Source organism: Rhodococcus sp. B7740 (assembly GCF_000954115.1).
In the GTDB taxonomy this organism is placed as follows: Bacteria; Actinomycetota; Actinomycetes; order Mycobacteriales; family Mycobacteriaceae; genus Rhodococcoides.
In genome coordinates this window covers 2,889,479-2,905,608 of sequence record NZ_CP010797.1, presented here as the reverse complement: position 1 = coordinate 2,905,608, position 16,130 = coordinate 2,889,479, and the positions used below count along the sequence as shown (strand labels likewise).

The 16,130-nt window shown below is 65.1% G+C and carries 20 protein-coding genes; 12 read left to right on the top strand and 8 right to left on the bottom strand.

Features of this window, described 5'->3' with window-relative positions; all coding sequences use genetic code 11:
- Positions 1-80: 80 nt before the first annotated feature.
- Positions 81-1,127, bottom strand: a complete 1,047-nt coding sequence (locus NY08_RS13360; RefSeq protein ID WP_045196836.1) for an ABC transporter substrate-binding protein — start codon at positions 1,125-1,127, stop codon at positions 81-83.
- Between the two features lie 165 nt (positions 1,128-1,292).
- Between NY08_RS13360 and NY08_RS13355 the strand changes: the two genes are divergently transcribed.
- The 4 genes from NY08_RS13355 to NY08_RS13340 all read left to right on the top strand — a co-directional run bounded on the left by NY08_RS13355 (position 1,293) and on the right by NY08_RS13340 (position 4,381).
- Positions 1,293-1,712, top strand: a complete 420-nt coding sequence (locus NY08_RS13355; protein WP_045196834.1) for a nitroreductase/quinone reductase family protein — start codon at positions 1,293-1,295, stop codon at positions 1,710-1,712.
- Between the two features lie 569 nt (positions 1,713-2,281).
- On the top strand, positions 2,282-2,737 hold the full coding sequence (locus NY08_RS13350) for a hypothetical protein (protein ID WP_052683794.1): 456 nt from the start codon (positions 2,282-2,284) through the stop codon (positions 2,735-2,737).
- A 62-nt stretch (positions 2,738-2,799) separates the two neighbouring features.
- The gene (locus NY08_RS13345; RefSeq protein WP_144407362.1) at positions 2,800-3,396 is read left to right on the top strand and encodes a TetR/AcrR family transcriptional regulator; all 597 of its coding nucleotides are present in this window, start codon (positions 2,800-2,802) and stop codon (positions 3,394-3,396) included.
- A 118-nt stretch (positions 3,397-3,514) separates the two neighbouring features.
- Positions 3,515-4,381 (top strand): alpha/beta hydrolase, encoded by an 867-nt coding sequence (locus NY08_RS13340; protein ID WP_045196833.1) that lies wholly within the window; start codon positions 3,515-3,517, stop codon positions 4,379-4,381.
- A gap of 28 nt (positions 4,382-4,409) precedes the next feature.
- Here NY08_RS13340 and NY08_RS13335 read toward each other — a convergent pair whose 3' ends face one another.
- Positions 4,410-5,024: an NAD(P)H-dependent oxidoreductase gene (locus NY08_RS13335; protein ID WP_045196832.1), complete on the bottom strand. Its 615-nt coding sequence runs from the start codon at positions 5,022-5,024 to the stop codon at positions 4,410-4,412.
- Positions 5,025-5,103: 79 nt separating this feature from the next.
- Between NY08_RS13335 and NY08_RS13330 the strand changes: the two genes are divergently transcribed.
- Positions 5,104-5,679 carry a TetR/AcrR family transcriptional regulator gene (locus NY08_RS13330; RefSeq protein ID WP_045196829.1) on the top strand — a complete coding sequence of 192 codons (576 nt, stop codon included), beginning with the start codon at positions 5,104-5,106 and terminating at the stop codon, positions 5,677-5,679.
- A gap of 8 nt (positions 5,680-5,687) precedes the next feature.
- Here NY08_RS13330 and NY08_RS13325 read toward each other — a convergent pair whose 3' ends face one another.
- Genes NY08_RS13325 through NY08_RS13315 form a run of 3 tightly spaced genes read right to left on the bottom strand, consistent with a single transcriptional unit; the run spans position 5,688 to position 8,382 of the window.
- The gene (locus tag NY08_RS13325) at positions 5,688-6,479 is read right to left on the bottom strand and encodes an ABC transporter ATP-binding protein (protein WP_045200357.1); all 792 of its coding nucleotides are present in this window, start codon (positions 6,477-6,479) and stop codon (positions 5,688-5,690) included.
- Positions 6,476-7,453 (bottom strand): FecCD family ABC transporter permease, encoded by a 978-nt coding sequence (locus NY08_RS13320; RefSeq protein WP_045196827.1) that lies wholly within the window; start codon positions 7,451-7,453, stop codon positions 6,476-6,478. The genes NY08_RS13325 and NY08_RS13320 overlap by 4 nt, the downstream gene beginning before the upstream one ends.
- Positions 7,450-8,382: a FecCD family ABC transporter permease gene (locus NY08_RS13315; protein WP_158462544.1), complete on the bottom strand. Its 933-nt coding sequence runs from the start codon at positions 8,380-8,382 to the stop codon at positions 7,450-7,452. Before NY08_RS13315 ends, NY08_RS13320 begins: the two co-directional genes overlap by 4 nt.
- Before the next feature lie 88 nt (positions 8,383-8,470).
- On the opposite strand from NY08_RS13315, the gene NY08_RS13310 reads away from it, so the two are divergent.
- The 6 genes from NY08_RS13310 (at position 8,471) to NY08_RS13290 (ending at position 14,258) form a co-directional block, all read left to right on the top strand.
- On the top strand, positions 8,471-9,400 hold the full coding sequence (locus NY08_RS13310) for an ABC transporter substrate-binding protein (protein ID WP_158462542.1): 930 nt from the start codon (positions 8,471-8,473) through the stop codon (positions 9,398-9,400).
- Positions 9,401-9,508: 108 nt separating this feature from the next.
- On the top strand, positions 9,509-9,622 hold the full coding sequence (gene amiA, locus NY08_RS26600; RefSeq protein ID WP_254924168.1) for a streptamidine family RiPP: 114 nt from the start codon (positions 9,509-9,511) through the stop codon (positions 9,620-9,622).
- Positions 9,623-9,674: 52 nt separating this feature from the next.
- Entirely contained in the window at positions 9,675-10,352 is a 678-nt protein-coding gene (locus tag NY08_RS13305) for a hypothetical protein (protein ID WP_045196825.1), read from the top strand.
- Positions 10,349-11,680, top strand: coding sequence for a CocE/NonD family hydrolase (locus tag NY08_RS13300; protein ID WP_045196823.1), 1,332 nt, complete (start codon positions 10,349-10,351; stop codon positions 11,678-11,680). Before NY08_RS13305 ends, NY08_RS13300 begins: the two co-directional genes overlap by 4 nt.
- Positions 11,677-13,035: a YcaO-like family protein gene (locus NY08_RS13295; RefSeq protein WP_045196822.1), complete on the top strand. Its 1,359-nt coding sequence runs from the start codon at positions 11,677-11,679 to the stop codon at positions 13,033-13,035. The genes NY08_RS13300 and NY08_RS13295 overlap by 4 nt, the downstream gene beginning before the upstream one ends.
- Positions 13,032-14,258, top strand: a complete 1,227-nt coding sequence (locus NY08_RS13290) for an MFS transporter (RefSeq protein ID WP_052683791.1) — start codon at positions 13,032-13,034, stop codon at positions 14,256-14,258. Before NY08_RS13295 ends, NY08_RS13290 begins: the two co-directional genes overlap by 4 nt.
- Here the strand turns inward: NY08_RS13290 and NY08_RS13285 are convergent.
- Positions 14,235-14,951: a SagB family peptide dehydrogenase gene (locus tag NY08_RS13285; RefSeq protein WP_045196820.1), complete on the bottom strand. Its 717-nt coding sequence runs from the start codon at positions 14,949-14,951 to the stop codon at positions 14,235-14,237. The two genes, NY08_RS13290 and NY08_RS13285, sit on opposite strands and share 24 nt — an antisense overlap.
- A gap of 71 nt (positions 14,952-15,022) precedes the next feature.
- Complete coding sequence (locus NY08_RS13280; RefSeq protein WP_045196818.1) at positions 15,023-15,268, bottom strand: hypothetical protein; 246 nt, start codon at positions 15,266-15,268, stop codon at positions 15,023-15,025.
- 162 nt (positions 15,269-15,430) lie between these two features.
- Here NY08_RS13280 and NY08_RS13275 point away from each other — a divergent pair, with 162 nt between their 5' ends.
- Entirely contained in the window at positions 15,431-15,961 is a 531-nt protein-coding gene (locus tag NY08_RS13275) for a hypothetical protein (RefSeq protein WP_045196816.1), read from the top strand.
- A gap of 31 nt (positions 15,962-15,992) precedes the next feature.
- On the opposite strand, the gene NY08_RS26595 is transcribed toward NY08_RS13275, so the two are convergent.
- Positions 15,993-16,121, bottom strand: a complete 129-nt coding sequence (locus NY08_RS26595) for a hypothetical protein (RefSeq protein ID WP_256991274.1) — start codon at positions 16,119-16,121, stop codon at positions 15,993-15,995.
- Positions 16,122-16,130: the final 9 nt, after the last annotated feature.

Here is a 16,130-nt window from a genome sequence, read left to right as displayed (position 1 = left end):
ACCGCCCAGCAGAGCCAACCCCCAACGCCAGAGGTCGGTGTGCGATCGCTGGGCGGTCCGCCGCGGGGTGATGGTCGCGGTCAGGACGACAGTCCCAGGTCGCGCAGTCCGGCCGACACCTTCTCGACGCCGTCGACGGCCCGGATCGACGGGTTCATCTCCGCGCCGTGCAGCGAGATGTAGCGCTTGTCGCGGACGGCGGCCATCGTGCTGGTGACGGGGTCGGACTCGAGGAATGCGATCTTGTCGGCGAGCAGGTCACCGGGAAAACGGTTGCGCGCCAGATCCCCGAGGACGAGCACCGTCGGGTCTTTGTCGACCACGGTTTCCCACCCGACTGCGGACCAGTCGTCGTCGATCTCCGTGAACACGTTTGTCGTGCCGACGGAATCGGCCAGTAGGTTGGCCGAACCGCGTGTGCCTGCGACGTAGGGGCTCTTGGTGTCTGCGAACCAGAAGGCCACGGACACATCGGCATTTGCGGTTCGCGCGGTGGCGTCGGCCATGCGGGTCTTCAGTTCTTCGACGAATTCGGCACCGCGCTCGTTGACGTCGAAAATCGCCGCGAGTTCGGTGATCTCCTGGTACAACGACTCCATGGTGAGCGGCGTCGTCCGGGTGTTGCCCCCGTTGACGCTACGACCGGCGTCGCAGTCGGTGGGGGAAAGATACGTGGCGGCACCGGTTTCGGTGAAGCGCGAACGCTGCGCGACGCCGCCCTGCTCGAAGTGGCGTCCGAACGATGCGGTGACGAGGTCGGGTTCGGTATCGACGACGACCTCGTAGGTGGGCGCATTGTCGGCCAGTCGAGGAACCGCGGCGTTGGCGTCTGCGAGGTTGTCGCGGACCGGATCGGTCCAGGATGCGGTACCCACCATCCGATCCTGCACACCGAGCGAGAGAAGGATTTCGGTGGAGTTCTGGTCGAGTGACACCACTCGCTGCGGGGCGGAGTCGAAGGTGACCGACTCGCCGCAGTTCTCGATCGTCAGCGGATACGACGTCCCTCCGTCGGTGGTCTCCGCGGTGGCGTCGGAGACCTCCTCGGATGCTCCGCAGGCGACGAGCGATCCGATCAGGGCGGCGGCGGCAGCGAGGGTGCCTGCGCGGCGACGAACGTTGAGCACGTGGAATGTCCTTCGGGTTCAGACAGCAACGAGCCGCCGGGGATTGCCCGACGGCGGCACACACCGATGTGCGTATGAGCACAGGCTAACCTTTGTCTTGCGCCGATGGAAATCGTGGCATTCGATCGGGTCCCGAAAGGACACGATGCGCGGCATACTCGTCCTATGGCCGACTTCAACCAGATGATCATCGACGAGTTCCGGAGCAACGGCGGACACGTGTCGACGGCGGGTTTCGGTGATGCGCTCGTCGTGCTGCACTCCATCGGAGCCAAGAGCGGTGAGATCCGGTTGAACCCACTCATGGCGATTCCGGAGGACGACAGCTGGCTGATCGTGGGCTCGGCAGCCGGCTCACCGAAACATCCTGCGTGGGTGCACAACCTGCGTGCACACCCCGCCATCGACGTCGAGGTTCCCGGCGACGGTGCCGTCCGAACCATCGCGGTGACCGTGTCGGAACTCCCCGACGACGAGTGGGACGCGAACTGGCAGAAGTTCTTGGACGCGTCCGAGGGCTTCGCGAAATACGTCGAGACGGCGGAGGGTCGTCGGTTCCCGATCTTTCGGTTGACGCCGGCCTGACTCGATCACGCCGGTGCGGGCGCGGTGCTGATGTCGATCGCCGCGCTCGGGAAGTGCTCGGTTCGACCCACTCCGCTCGCGGCACAGGCTCACGGCCGCGGAATCTTTGTCGACCTACAGGTGAACAGTCGGTGTGGTTGCGCTTGATTCCGGGTGCCGGTCTCGGTGGACGCCGTGTCGACGCGCAGCAGATCCGCTGCCGCACATGCCCGGGGGCACCGGAATTGTCGCGATAACCGTGGTTTCGCGGGTTTCGCGGGTTTCGGATATCGGTTCGGGACCATCGGACCGGAAGGTGCCGAATGGCTTCTGTTGGTGCACAATGCTTGTCGAACTGCACTGCTCGACGACGGGGACGAGATATGCACATTGTCGTGGGAACCACGTGTGTCGCCACAGTGGCGGCTCTTCGTCGGTTCGTGTCGCAGGCGTCTGCGCCGTTCGTCGACAGCTCGCGAAACATGATCATCTGCCGAACGTGACCGGCACCGGCACCAGACGGCGTGCTTCCCCTCGGTCGACCCGCGAAAAATCGTCGCGGACAATACTGCAACACAGAAGGATTCGACGTGGCCGCAACCGTGGAGCAAGCCTCCTATGTCTTTCGTGAGTGGCACAAGCGCATCGGGGATCGAGACGCGCCCGCTCTGTCCGAGTTGTACGCCGCAGGTGCGGTTCTCGAAAGCCCCTTGGTTCCGGTGCTGTTCGATCTGCGATCCGGAATAGTCGAAGGACGAATCGCACTCGACAGCTTTCTTCAGGAGACCACGCGCCGGCGATCCGACGAGAACGAATCGCCGTCGCCGGACCGCGTGGGCATCTACACGTTCGACGGGCACCGTCTGGTCTGGCAACACCCGCGTCAGACGGCGAACGGCGACAAACTCGATCTCGTCGAGATCGTGGAGCTCGACGGACCCCTCATCTCGAGACATCGAATCTATTGGGATTGGCACGGCATCGGGCGCATCGATCCCGCCGAACGACCTCGAGCCACTCGACGGAAGCGAATCGGCCAGAGCTGAGGGTGTCCCTCGTGACGGTGGCGGTGCCCGATTTCGAGGCAGTTCTCCATACACTGAAGCCCGTGACTCGGGTGAGCGGTTTCCACGGCTCCGATCGTGCTCGGCTTCTGGCCGGTGGGGCGATCGAGCTGCTGGCTACCGACGGTGTGCACGGACTGACTCACCGTCGTCTCGACAAGGCGCTCGGTATCCCTCCCGGCTCCACCTCGAATGTCTTTCGTCGTCGCGTCGATCTGCTGCGGGCCGCTCTCGATGCGCTCGTGGAGCAGGAAATGGTGGTCGTGTACGACGCTCTGGGCGATCGTGAGCCAGGGCCGTGGAGTGTGGACACCGCTGCCGAAGTATTCGCGGATGTGGTCGACGCGTGGCTGCTGCCGGCCAATCGCACTCTGCTCGTCGCGCGCTACACGCTGATTCTCGAGTCCTCACGATCGGACGAATTGGCACCGTTGTTGACCGCCGCGCGCAGTCGCTTCACCGCATTGGCGGAATTGCTCTGTGCCGCAGCCGGTGTCGGTTCCGAGGAGGCCTCCATCGATCCGGCGATTCAGCTTGTGGCCTGGGCGGACGGTGTGCTGTTGGCACACGTCACCGCTGGGGTCCGGGCACCGACGCGTGCTGATGTCGCGCAGGGAGCTCGCAGGTTGCTCGGTCTCTGACGACAACGTCGCGCTCGGATTTCGAACCGCGTTGGATGTCGTTCCCGTACGGTATGCAGAAACTACGATCGTAGTTTTCCGTCGATTCGGACGGGGGCGTACGGCCGAGGGGTGGGCGATGATCGAGGAACAGACGACTTTCACGGTGGACGGTATCGAAGTAGCCGCAGTGTTGACTTTGCCCGAAGGAGAGAACGCCATGCCGTGCCCGGCGGTGTTCACGGCTCCTGGGTTCGCCGGAGTGAAGGAAATGCTGATACCGAACTACAGCGCAGACCTGGCTGCAGGCGGAATGGCGTCGCTCGCGTTCGACTACCCGGGGTTCGGCGCAAGCGGAGGCGACGTACGCCAGCACATCGACCTACCTCAGCAACTGCGGTCCTTCCATGCCGCGCTCGACGTGTTGGCGTGTGACCCACGGATCGATTCCGAGCGAATCGGCGTGTGGGGTACCAGCATGTCGGGAGGACATGCCATTGCTGTGGCCGCGGACGATCCGCGAGTGAAGGCGGTTGCCGCGATCATCCCGTTCATCCGCCTCACTCCCACCGGCAATCTCGAGCTCGCACCGGTCATCGTTCGGGATGCGCTACGACGTCTGTTCCGCAGGCCGGGATTGACCATCCCGGCGGCGGGACGGCCGGGTGAGGTGGCGACGATGAACTCGGACGGAGCCTACGAATGGTCACAGGAGATGGCGCGCGGAGCGGAGAACTACCGCAACGAGGTGACCGTCGCTTCGCTACCGGCCATGTTGCGGTGGTCGACGCGCAAGGCGGCAGCCCGACTCACCGTTCCGGTTCTCGCGATACTCGCCGAATCCGACACCATCACTCCGCCCTCGCGAGTGCGCACAGCGTTCGCTGACCTCGACACGGTCGAGTACGTGTCGTACCCCGAATCGCACTTCGAGCTGTTCACCGATCACGCTGACGCAGTTCGTAAGTCGACGGTGGAGTGGTTGGTCGACAAGCTCGGAGAATGACTTGCGCCGCCTGACGTGATGGGGTCTTTCAGTGCACGAGGGCTTGCTGTCGGCCGACCACTCGGGCGGCAATGGCAGAAGCGAGATCGGCGACCTCCGCAGCGAGAGCGTCGGGAGTCTTGGTATCGGTTTCGTGCAGGAAAGTCGTCGATCCGACTGTCGCACCACAGTATTCGACGATACCGCGTTCGATCTGCGTCCGGAACGCGTCGTACACGCCGTGGCGATCGAAGCTGTCGGCGTCGTCGCCGGCAAGGGAGACCAGGTGGACGGTGAGTCGATCCAGCTTCTTGACGATGCCGTAGTCGGCAGTGAGGTCGTAGGCCCACCCGCTGACGAAGACGCGATCGATCCACCCTTTGAGCAGTGCAGGCATGGACCACCAGTACATCGGGAAGACCAGAACCAGGTGATCCGCGCGGTCTATCCGTATCTGTTCGGCAATCACGTCCGCAGGCGCGATGCCGTTGCCCCGAAACAGATTCAGGTCCCCACCGGCGAACCGTGGGTCGAAATTCTCCGCGGCGAGATCGGCCGTCTCGACGGTGTCACCTGCAGTGCGGATCGCGTCGGTCACGGATCGAGCGACGTGGTGGGTCAGTGAGTCGGGGTCGGAATGGGAGACTACGACGAGTGCGGTCATGGCTGGTTCCTTCGGTTCGGCGAAGCGGCTATGTACCAACAGTAGGTTACTATTCGTATATAGCGCAAGGAGGTGCCCGATGGCGCGGACGCGACTGTCTCGCTCCGACCGATACGACCAGTTGGTGGCGGTCTCCTGGGCTCTCGTGCGAGCGGAGGGGGCCGACGCTCTGACGCTCGGCCGGCTCGCCGAACATGCAGGCGTCGCAAAACCCGTGGTGTACAGCCACTTCGCCTCGCGTGCAGAACTGTTGGCCGCACTGTTCACAGAATTCGACGACCGACAAACGGTGATGCTCGAGGAATCCCTCCGCTCCACGCCCACCTCGTTGAACGGACGCGCACAGGCCATCGCCAACTCGTACGTGGGCTGCGCGTTGGCGCAGGGACGTGAGTTGACGGGTGTGTTGGCGGCACTGGAAGGCTCGCCCGAGCTCGAACAGGTCAAGCGGTCGGCCGAACGGGCGTACTCCGATCGATGCCGGTCGATTCTCGAGCCGTACAGCGGATCCGGCGGGATCTCGGCATCGTCGATCACCGCGATCTTCGGTGCAGCGGAAGCGCTGTCACAGGCGGCGGTTTCGGGCGCAATCGCACCCGAGGAGGCGACCGAAGAATTGACCGAGTTGATCATCGCCGTCGTGGGAAAGCTCTGACCCGCAGCTCACTCGGCGATGAACATCGGCCTACCGGCAACCGGATCGGCCATCACTCGGGCGCGGATCTCGAATACGTCTTCGAGCAGCGTCGGTGTCACGATGTCGCGGGGATGACCGTCGGCGACGATGACACCATCGCGCATGGCCACGATTCGATCGCAGTACCGCGCTGCTTGATTGAGATCGTGTAGCACCATCACGACGGTCTTCCCGCGATTCGCGACCAGATCGACGACCAGCTCCATCACATCGATCTGGTGACGCACGTCGAGGTACGTGGTGGGTTCGTCCAGTAGCAGTACTTCGGTTTCCTGCGCCAAAGCCATTGCTATCCATGTACGTTGGCGCTCCCCGCCGGAGAGCGAATCGACACTTCGGTCGGCGAGGTGGAGGATTCCGGTCGAGGACATCGCTGTGTGCATGGCCTCGTCGTCGTGCCGTCTGAGCATCGACAGGGCACCGAGCCTCGGGTATCGACCCTGTTCGACGAGCTCTCGGACACGCAGCCCCTGCGGTGCGATTGCGGTCTGGGGCAGGATCGCGAGTCGTCGGGCTGTCTCGATCGACGACCGATCTTGAAGAGGGGTGCCGTCCAGCCGTATCTGTCCGTGCCGAGGAGCCAAGACCCTGGCCAAGGCCATCAGCAACGTCGACTTGCCCGATCCGTTGGGGCCGACCAACGCGGTGACCGTTCCCTTCTCGATAGCGATGTCGAGGTGCTCCGAGACCGTCCGATTGCGATACCCGAGCCCGAGGTCGACAGCCTCGAGAATCGGTGTGGTGACGTAGCCCGTCATCGGGCGTCCTTTCTGATCAGCCAGATGAGATACGGAGCGCCGACGAGTGCCGTCACGGCCCCGACCGGAAGCCCTGATACATCCGGTCCGCTGCCTGGGATGTCGATCGACGCACTGAAGGCGAGTAGGTCTGCGGAGGACAGCAACACGGCACCGCCGATCACGCTGACCGGAATCAATACTCTGTGGTCGCCGCCGAGCGCGGCCCGCGCGGCGTGAGGTGCGATCAAACCGACGAACGCGACGGCACCCGCGGCCGTGACGGCCGTTGCCGTTGCCAGTACCGCGATGGCGAGCAGCAACATTCGAGTCCTGTGGGGGCGAATCCCGAGGCCGGTGGACGTCGCGTCGCCCAGCACGAGCGCATTGGCGAGTGACGCACATAGAAGCCCGGCCGGTATCAAAACGATTGCCCAGGGCCACAGTCGATTCCAATCGTCGATAGTCCTGGCATTGAGAGAGCCGATCAGCCAGCGAAGGACCACCCCCATCGGTTGGGCATCGACGACGAGCAGCAGTGACGTCACCGCGGACAGGACAGCGCCGATCAGGATTCCCGCGACCGCCAGGGAGCGTCGGCCCAGGAGGTACAGAGCCAGTCCGGCGCCTGCGGCACCGAGTAGTGATGCCAGGGGCGCGGCACCGGAGGCAGGTAGCACCAGAATCGACAACACAACGCCCAGTGCCGCACCGGATCCCACGCCCGTCGTCGACGGTTCGGCCAGGGGGTTGCGCATGACCGCTTGCAGCAACACGCCGGCCAGTGCCAGGAGTGCGCCGGCGACCAATCCGACGAGCACCCGTGGAAGGCGGTAGTTCCGGACGATGATCTCGTGTGCCCGTACCTCCGACGTGCCGGTCAGTACTCTGATCACCTCGGCCGCTCCGAGTTCGCTGCGCCCCGAGACGAGGTGAAGTATCACCAGGCCGGCGACGCACGTCATCGCGATCACCACGAGGTGACGAGCCTTCATCGCGTGGCGGCCTGTCTGTGCAGAGCGATCAGCAGTACCGGAACCCCGAGAAGAGTCGTCGTGATGCCCACGGGAATCTCGATCGGATACAGCATGATTCGCGACGTCAGATCGGCGGCAGCGAGCAGGAATGCGCCGATGACGGGCGTGAGCAGAAATACCCGCCGTGAACTGCTCGTGTGCAGAGCCCACCGAGCCAGATGTGGAGACAGCAACGCGACGTAGGCAACCGGACCGCACACCGATGCCACTGCGGCGGTGAGCGCAGCGGCACACACCAGTGCGATCAGCCGGGTCGGTACCACGGAGATGCCAAGTCCCGCAGCCACATCGTCCCCGAGTGCAAGGGCAGCGACCCGATGCCGCATGAGCAGAGCGAGCGGGATGAAGACGGCGAGCCACGGTGCCGCGACACCGAGATGGGTCCACCCTCGCTCACCGAGACTGCCGAGCAGATACCGAAAGAGCAGTGGCAGGTTCCCTTCGGTGCCCAGGCTGACCAGCGCGATGACCAGTCCCGACGCGAGAGCGCTGACCGCAGCGCCGAGCAATACCACTCGGTGCGGGTCGCTGGTCGGTCCGACGGTGGTGATCACCGCGATGCCGACGACAGCTGCGCCGCACAATGCCAGATAGGGAAGAGCTGTGAGCGGCAACGGAATGGCAAACACGGCAACGGCCGTCATCGCGACAGCTGCACCGGAGGACACGCCGAGAATCTCCGGACCGGCAATCCTGTTGCGCAGTACATCCTGCATCAATGCTCCTGCCAGGCCGAGGGCCGCACCGCTCACCAGGCCCAGCAGCACACGCGGCAGTCGAACGAGCGCAACGTGCCGATGGAGGGGATTCGACGGGTCGAGCACGGCGTGCAGCGCGCGCGCCGGATCGAGAGTCGGCTCACCCAGGCACAGGGCCAGCACGATCACGGCGACGCAGGCGCAGGTACCCGCGGCGTGAACCCCTCTATCGGTAATGGTTATCATTTCGGACACATCATTCTGCAAAGGAGTTCCCATGCGCAAGTTGTCCGGCTCTTCTCGATCGTGCGCCGCACTCGCACTCTCGGTGTTCGCGCTCGCAGCCTGCAGTACTGCCGATGCGGGCGACGTCGACGCGGCATCTGCGGTCACGGTCACCGACGACAGCGGAACGGTGATCGAACTCGATGCACCCGTCGAGCGAATCGCGTGTCTGACGCTCATGTGCGTCGACGCGTTGAAGGAGGTGGGCATGACCCCAGTCGCCTACCGTGAGGAACTTGCAGCCGATCCCCGCTACGCCGGCCCGGATGCCGACATGCGCAAGATCACGGGCGGATTCGGTGAAGAGAACGTCGAGGACATCGCGCTCTCGGAACCGGACCTCGTCATCGGACTCGGGGGAGTACAGGACGGGTTGCGCGGTGCCGTCGAGGAAGTGGCACCGATGTACCTGGTGAACCCGACATCCTGGCGGGATTCGGTCGAATTCCTCCGCACCATAGGCCGTGTGACGGACCGGCAGCAGGAGGCGGACGCCGCTGCCGAGGCGTTCACCGCCGAGGTCGACGCGTCCGCAGGGAAGTGGAGTGGCCTCACGACGCTGTCGATGTACGGCGAACCGGGCAGTCTCGGAGTCGATTCCGTCGACACCCCCGTTGGCTCGCTTCTCGCGGAGGTCAGTGACTATCCGTGGCAGGCGGGAGCCGATGCCTTCGCGACGGTATCGGTGGAGCAGATCGCGTCGGTGGATCCGGATGTGGTGTTCGCGCAGGCATTTTCGTCGGGCTCCGACAGCGAGCCTCTCTCGGACCGGCTGGCGAGCAATCCGTTGTGGTCGGGTGTGGCGGCGGCCCGCAACGATCGGGTAATCGAGGTGGACGCCGGGGTATGGGCGACAGGGCGCGGAACGATCTCGTTGCGCATGGTGCTCGCCACTGTGACCGATGAGCTAGAAAGTTCGTAGCCGTTATTGAAAATCATTATCACTTGACGTAGGGTCGGACACCTCGACGATGTCGAGTCCATGGATCGGTTGCACTGCAACCGATTTGCCCATCGAAGAAGGAGAACCATGAACGACAACGAGCTGTTCCGTTCGATCCAGTCGCCGGTATCCCTGGCGACGCACTCCGCGGGCCACAGCAACGCCCTGGTCGAGAATCCCTTCGAGGAAGCCGAGGACTGATCTCGGTGGGGTCTGCACACCACGATGTGCAGGCCCCGGCCGGGCCGTCGCCATGAAACTTGCACCCAGAACCGAACTGTACGAATCCGATTCGGGATTCGTGCTCCGCACCGCCGACGACGAACACTTCGCTCTCGCGCTCGACCGCGACGAATTCGACCAACTGGCACAAGCTTTGGCCGGCTCCGTGGCACCGGTGTCCGCGAAACCGAAGACGGCGCTGTCCGCGCTACTCACCGCAGGCCATGTCGTTCCCGATTCGTCGACCGAGGAGGTTGCGGTGCTCGGCTGCGGCTCTGTCGCTGCTGCGCTGGTGGGAATGCTGGGGCGCGTCGGCTTGTCCACAGGGCGTGCGGCGACTCGATCGATCTCCGTGAGTGACAACGGCGTCGAGACTCTGGGGTCCGGTGGGTCGATCTGCTGTTTCCGTGACGGCAATCGTTACGTCGTTGTGCCCGAGGGGGTCCGGCTGACCGATGTGACGATGCGGCGCGCCGCATCCCGTCGGAACAGGCAACGAATCGAGGACGGCTACGCCCCTCGCGCCGGCGGGCGGCGTCTGATCTCGTCGATCCATCCGGTGTCCGACGCGGCGGCCGAATTCGTGGCGGCTCAGGTTCTGGCGGAGGTCATCGATCCCACGGCCGACCATTGCGTGACGGCGATCGACCTCCGTACGCTGCGGGTGACTCGGCACCCGATTCTGCCTGTACCGGAACCGCCTCGATGACGGAGCGCGAGTACAAGATCGGGGGACTTCGTACCTTCGTCGTGAAGGCGCGGAGTCCGCGTGCCGTGCTGTCGATTCGCACTCCGTACAACAGCGAAGCTCACCTCGCCGAGGCTGCGGGCTGGGCCGTGCGCGGATTCACCACGGTCGTCCAGGACGTGCGCGGCCGATACGGCTCCACCGGGTCGTTTCACCCATATCACGGTGAAGGGGCCGACGGCTTGGCCTGCGTCGAGTGGATCACCGCGCAAGCGTGGTGGTCGCAGGCCCCCTTTCTGTTCCTCTACGGCACGTCCTACGGAGCGCACTGTGCCACCGAAACTGCTGTCGCTGCAGCTGAAGTCGAGGGAATAGCCGGCGTATCGGTCGTCGTGCCCGCTCTGGGGATGGGGGAGACGGCGCGAAATCGAGACCGGGCCTTCTACCTGCAGTCGCGCCTCGGTTGGTGGTCCGAGCACGGCGACGCCGCCCACTCTGGCAAGAGTTCGGCATCGGCCGATCTGCTGGAGACGCTGCCGGTGTCCGACATCGGAGGCTCGTCGAGCCCCCCGATACCCTCGTGGCGCTCGGTCCTGGAGGCCGGCAGGTCGGATGCGGAACGCAGGAACCACGCTGCAGCACAACATTGTCCGCTGCTGGCGCAGGGTGGGACTGCGGACTGGTTCGGCCAGGACACCGTCGACCTCTGGTCGTCGTGGGGCGGCCCGTCGGCACTCGCCCTCGGACCGTGGGATCACTCGATGCGGGGGTCGGGTCGCGCCGAGCGCATGAGCGCATGGCTGGGTGCGGCGCTCGACGGTCGGCCGTGGACCGGCGCGCAGCTGTACGGACACCCCGGTGGTCCGTTGCGGCTGGAGACGTGGCCCACTGCCCGAGCGACGATCGAGCTGCCCGGTGGCAGCTTCGTCGCAGATCCTCTGCAGCCCTTCCCTTCCTGTACACCCGGCACCGATTTTCGTGGACTGGCGACACGCTCGGATTGCCTTGCCCGTCCGGTGCCGTGGCGAGCCGGAGCCATTGTCGGAACTCCCGTGGTGCGCGTCGACAGCGGCGACTGCGACCGGCACTGGGGCGCGATGCTCGTCGCCCACCGGCGCGGCGGCGAGGTGGAGCAACTGACTCACGGCATGTCCCTCGACTCCGTCGTGCATCTCGCGCCGCTGTCCACACACATTCACGAGGGAGAGGAACTGACACTGATGATCTCGGCACACGCCTTCCCGCGATATGCCCGCGATCTGCACACCGACGACGATCATCTGTACGGAACCCGAGCGGTGCCGATGCAACGTACCGTGCGCGGCATCGAGTTGGAGATGCCTGTATGAGCGATGTCTCCTTCCGCGCAGACGATCTGGTCGACCCCTTCACCGGATTGATCCGTGCGCTGCATCCGGTCGAGAGGCTCGACGGGATGCCGGAACGGTACGTCGGACTGACGGCGGAGATCGCCGATACCCGTGCGCTCGGACAGTGGCCGTGCGACTTGGTGTCGCTCGGTACCACCTTCGCGGATCCCGCAGGGGCCCGTATTGCGGCGATCGGCGAGGCAGTGGAGCGGTACTGCGGAAACTACGTACCGAACACGCTGCGCTACGCAACTCCCGCAGAACTGCGCGCCGAGGGTGTCCGCCATTGGGGGAACGAGACATTCGAGTTCTTCGCGCCCTGGCAGCTGAACTCTGCAGGCTTTCCGTTCGAGCGTTTCACCCAGAACTCACGAGTCGCCTGGGTCGACGGGACATCGGACGACGGGGCGTGTGTCGCAGTTCCGGCCTCGTACGTGTACCTCAACTGGCGCGGCGGATCTCGCAGGAAGGACCCGTGGATTCATCATCTGAACTACGCCGGCATCGCCACCGGACAGGGGCTCGACGACGCGGCCACACGTGGACTGCTCGAGCTCGTGGAGCGAGATTCGCTGTCGCTGTGGTGGCACTTGAACCTGCCTGCGCGGGGCATAGATCCGGCATCGGTGCCCGGGCTCGCGGCAGACCTCGGCGATTCACGACTGCGGTGTCATCTCCTCGAGCTGCCATCGTACTTCGGAGTTCCGGTGGTAGCGGCCGTTGTTCATGATCTCGAACTCGGAATCGTCGCAGGCGGTTTCTCGGCGAAGCTGGACCCGGTCGAGACGGCACGCAAGGCCGTTCTCGAAGCGATCCACAGTTGGGTCTTCACCCGAGGGCTGGTCGAGGCAGACGGCTGGGTGTTCGGGTCGATGCGCGCCGGGGTGCTGTCGCCGGGTCTCTACCTGGACCACCGCGTCGATCGCAGCTACCTCGATGCCGCCGGAGCGCGCAGTGAACACGTCCGCGACCTGGGCGCACAAGCCCAGGTGTGGCTCGATCCCCGTACTCAGGCCGCGTACCTTCCCCGCTTCACTAATCCGGCGGAGACGGTATCGATAGACGAGCTTCCCCGCGGCACCGCCGACGGTATGCGGAGCGCGCTCGCGGTAGCGGGCCACGAGGTGGTCGTCTGCGACATCACCACCTCGGACGTGGCGTCGACGCCACTGAGGGTGGCCCGGGTCTGTGCCTCTGGCTTGATTCCCAACGCCCCGGCCGCATTTCCCTACTTCGGGCTACCCCGATGGCGCGACATCGCTCGGCAGCACGCGCCCGATTGCGACCCGACCGATCCGAACACGCTGCTGCTCGCTCCGCCTCCGAGCCTGTGACCGCCTTTCGTCGCTTCGTCCTTGCGCGTGCGGTCGCCTGGATCGGCAACGCGATGTCGACGGTGGCCGTGCCGATGCTGGTCTATCAGCTGAGCGGCTCGCCGCTCCTCTCCGGTGTCGCCTTCGCAGTGGAGTCGTTGCCCTACCTGATGTTCGGACTGATCGCAGGTGCGCTCGCCGACAGGTACGACCGGCGCGCAGTCCTGCTCGCCGCTCAACTCGGCAGTGCTCTGGCTCTGGCCAGTATTCCGGCGGCCCACATGATCGCGTCGGTGACCGTTGCACACCTGATGATCGTTGCGTTCGCCGTGTCGACGCTGTTCGTCTTCTTCGATGCAGCGTCCTTCGGCGTCGTACCGGCCTTGGTGGGACGCCGTCGAATCGCGGACGCGACAGGCACACTGGTCAGCGTCGGGACGGTGATCGGGATCGCGGGCCCGTTGCTCGGTGGTATCGCCGCGACGACGCTGGGGCCGCCGGGTGCCATCGCGATCGACGCACTGTGCTTTCTCGTCGCGACGGTGGTCACCTCGACGATCGCGATACCCGTGAGCGCCGCGTCGGCTCGGGGCGGTTCCGATCTCGGCAGGTCGATCGTCGAGGGTGTGGCATTCATTCGGCGGCACCGCGTGGTGCGGGCGCTGACTGCGGTCGGCGTCGGGGTGAGCATCGCCAACGGTGTGGTGGTGGGACTGATGGTGGTCGTCGGCGTTCGGCAGCTCGGTCTCGCCGCCGAGGATGCGAGAATCGGATCACTTTATGCAGCAACGGCTCTCGGAGCATTCCTCATCAGTCTGGTCAGTGCACGAATTCAACGGGTGCTCGGGACCGGCGTGATCACGTGCCTCGGCTTGGTGGTGGCCTTCCTGTCGATGCTGGCGTGGTCCGTCACGGGCGCACTCGCTGTGTCTCTACTGCTCCTGATCGTCTATCAGGCCGCCAACACCATGATCGTCGTCAACGGCATCGTGGTTCGTCAGTCCGTCACGCCCGACCACCTGCAGTCCCGGGTGAACACCACGGCGCGGATGATCGCGATGGGTGGAACTCCCTTCGGAGCTGCGGCAGGCGGCGCCGTTGCCGATATGTTCGGCGTGACCGCGGCCGTCGTGCTCGGAGCGGGCGCGCTCGCTCTTGCGGGGGCGGTAGCCCTGCGGCTCGGGGTGCCGCGGCTACCGTTGCTCGCCGTCCTCGCCGAGTCAGCCGAGCGCGAAAGCCAGTAACGGAACGGACAGTCGGTCCAGGCGGAGCAAGTGCGAGAGCTCTTCGTCGTAGAAGCCCGAGATTGCACAGCACGCCGATTCGAGTGCAGTCGCGACCAAATACAGGTTCTGCGCGGCGATGCCGGCGTCGATGTGAAGGGTGCGATAGTGGCGTTCGCTGTATTTGATCAGGGTTCGGTCGAGGCGTCCGACGAGAATCACGACGAAGGGTGCCCGCCGCGCGAATTGTGGCTGCACGAGGCATGATTCGAGTGCGTCGACGCACGGTCCGGTGCCGGTTCTGCTCAGAACGTGTCGATGTGGATCGAAAAGGTAGGTCCCCGGACCGATCTCACCTGTACCGCGGAGGACCACGAGATGCAGGTCGATCGAATCGAGACCGCCTGCCGTCGGATTCATCCGGAAGGTGTGTGGCCTGCCGTCCGGCCGCTCGGTAGTTCGACCGGGCCCCGCTGCCGACCGGAGAAGAGTCGAGAGCCGCAGCGCGTCCATGTCCGCGAATCGGTAGTGCGACCGGCGGTCGCGCAGTGCTGTGCGGAGCGGCATCGGTGGGAGTGGCGGCGGCGACGGCAGAACACATGTCCCGTCGGCTGCGGGGACGGTCGGAAGGCCCGATCCGGTGCCGCGATCGACGAGGCGTCGGTGCACATCATGGACGCGCGCAACCGCGGAATCGAACGACTCTTCGGCCATGGAGCTCGACCCTAATCCAATACGGTAATCAGTGTCGATAAGGCGTCGAATGTTTCGATCGGCGGCCGTTCCTACGGGCGGTGCACGGCGGGGAATCGGTTGCGCAACGCATCGAGCTGGCGGTGCAGCTCGTAGAGCGACTGCTTCTGAGTCTGCGCCTCGTCGCTGTGCCACACGTGGCTGCGGGAATCGCCGACGCGCAGGGCTTTGCGGGCGAGTTGCTCGGAGTCCTCGATGCGACTCGACGCGGCCGCGATCTCGGCGGTCAGCATGTCGGCGAACACCCTCGCCTGAGCCGCGTCCGAATTCTCTGCCATGTGCGACCACTCTCGATCTCGCGGCTCGACCGTTGATCGTTCGAGTACCGATGATCAGGATAACCAACTGTAAAAAGACCGCTGGACCGGCTTTGGTGTAACGGGAGCGTCGCTGCCGTGCCCGGACTACTACTCGGTGTAGTCGGTAGTAAGCTCCCGTCCATGTCCGAGCCGACGGAAGGATTCGCGCCTCTGCGCGGTGCCTCCGTGGGCGGACTCACGGCGCTGGTCACCGCCTGGGCGCACACCGTCGGCGGCGGGATGGCCCCGTCCGATGCGTCGATCGTGCTGCTGGCGCTGGTGTGCTCGGCCGTCGGATACGCAACCGCGGTGGCACCGACGGGGGCTGCACCGCGCACTCGACTGCTGGTCGTTCTCGCTGCGGCCCAGTCGATCGGCCATCTACTGCTCACCGTCGTCGACAGTCACCATCACGGTCCCATGATCACCGAGCAGATGTTCGCGGCCCACGTGGTCGCCGTCCTGGTCGGTGCCCTGGCCATCAGGGGTGCAGAACTCGGCATCCGACGCGCGGTGACCTCGCTGGGCAGGGCTCTCCCACTACTGGCCGCCCTCGTCGTCGACGACAAGCGCATCGCCCCGCCACTGCCGGTGTACCGGATTCCGGGATCACCGCGACTTCTCGACCTTTCTGGCTGCGGAAACCGCGGGCCACCGGCTCGAACTGCCTGAGCACAACCCACCGTCACACCCGCCCTGCTCGTCAGGCGTCGGGTAGTGCGTTGTTGCCGCATTCGATCCTGTACTTCGCACTGTCGTCGATTCGCGCCGTCTGCGCACGGCTCGATCCGTCGTGCGATGCCACCTCGCGCACATCCGCGCGCCCAGTCATGCCTTCACG

Coding starts and splice junctions, on each gene's coding strand:
- NY08_RS26595 (WP_256991274.1), bottom strand. CDS start 16,121: ATGACTGGGCGCGCGGATGTGCGCGAGGTGGCATCGCACGACGGATCG.
- NY08_RS13325 (WP_045200357.1), bottom strand. CDS start 6,479: ATGACGGGCTACGTCACCACACCGATTCTCGAGGCTGTCGACCTCGGG.
- NY08_RS13340 (WP_045196833.1), top strand. CDS start 3,515: ATGATCGAGGAACAGACGACTTTCACGGTGGACGGTATCGAAGTAGCC.
- NY08_RS13280 (WP_045196818.1), bottom strand. CDS start 15,268: ATGGCAGAGAATTCGGACGCGGCTCAGGCGAGGGTGTTCGCCGACATG.
- NY08_RS13285 (WP_045196820.1), bottom strand. CDS start 14,951: ATGGCCGAAGAGTCGTTCGATTCCGCGGTTGCGCGCGTCCATGATGTG.
- NY08_RS13300 (WP_045196823.1), top strand. CDS start 10,349: ATGACGGAGCGCGAGTACAAGATCGGGGGACTTCGTACCTTCGTCGTG.
- NY08_RS13305 (WP_045196825.1), top strand. CDS start 9,675: ATGAAACTTGCACCCAGAACCGAACTGTACGAATCCGATTCGGGATTC.
- NY08_RS13295 (WP_045196822.1), top strand. CDS start 11,677: ATGAGCGATGTCTCCTTCCGCGCAGACGATCTGGTCGACCCCTTCACC.
- NY08_RS13275 (WP_045196816.1), top strand. CDS start 15,431: ATGTCCGAGCCGACGGAAGGATTCGCGCCTCTGCGCGGTGCCTCCGTG.
- NY08_RS13335 (WP_045196832.1), bottom strand. CDS start 5,024: ATGACCGCACTCGTCGTAGTCTCCCATTCCGACCCCGACTCACTGACC.
- NY08_RS13330 (WP_045196829.1), top strand. CDS start 5,104: ATGGCGCGGACGCGACTGTCTCGCTCCGACCGATACGACCAGTTGGTG.
- NY08_RS13310 (WP_158462542.1), top strand. CDS start 8,471: ATGCGCAAGTTGTCCGGCTCTTCTCGATCGTGCGCCGCACTCGCACTC.
- NY08_RS13355 (WP_045196834.1), top strand. CDS start 1,293: ATGGCCGACTTCAACCAGATGATCATCGACGAGTTCCGGAGCAACGGC.
- NY08_RS13320 (WP_045196827.1), bottom strand. CDS start 7,453: ATGAAGGCTCGTCACCTCGTGGTGATCGCGATGACGTGCGTCGCCGGC.
- amiA (WP_254924168.1), top strand. CDS start 9,509: ATGAACGACAACGAGCTGTTCCGTTCGATCCAGTCGCCGGTATCCCTG.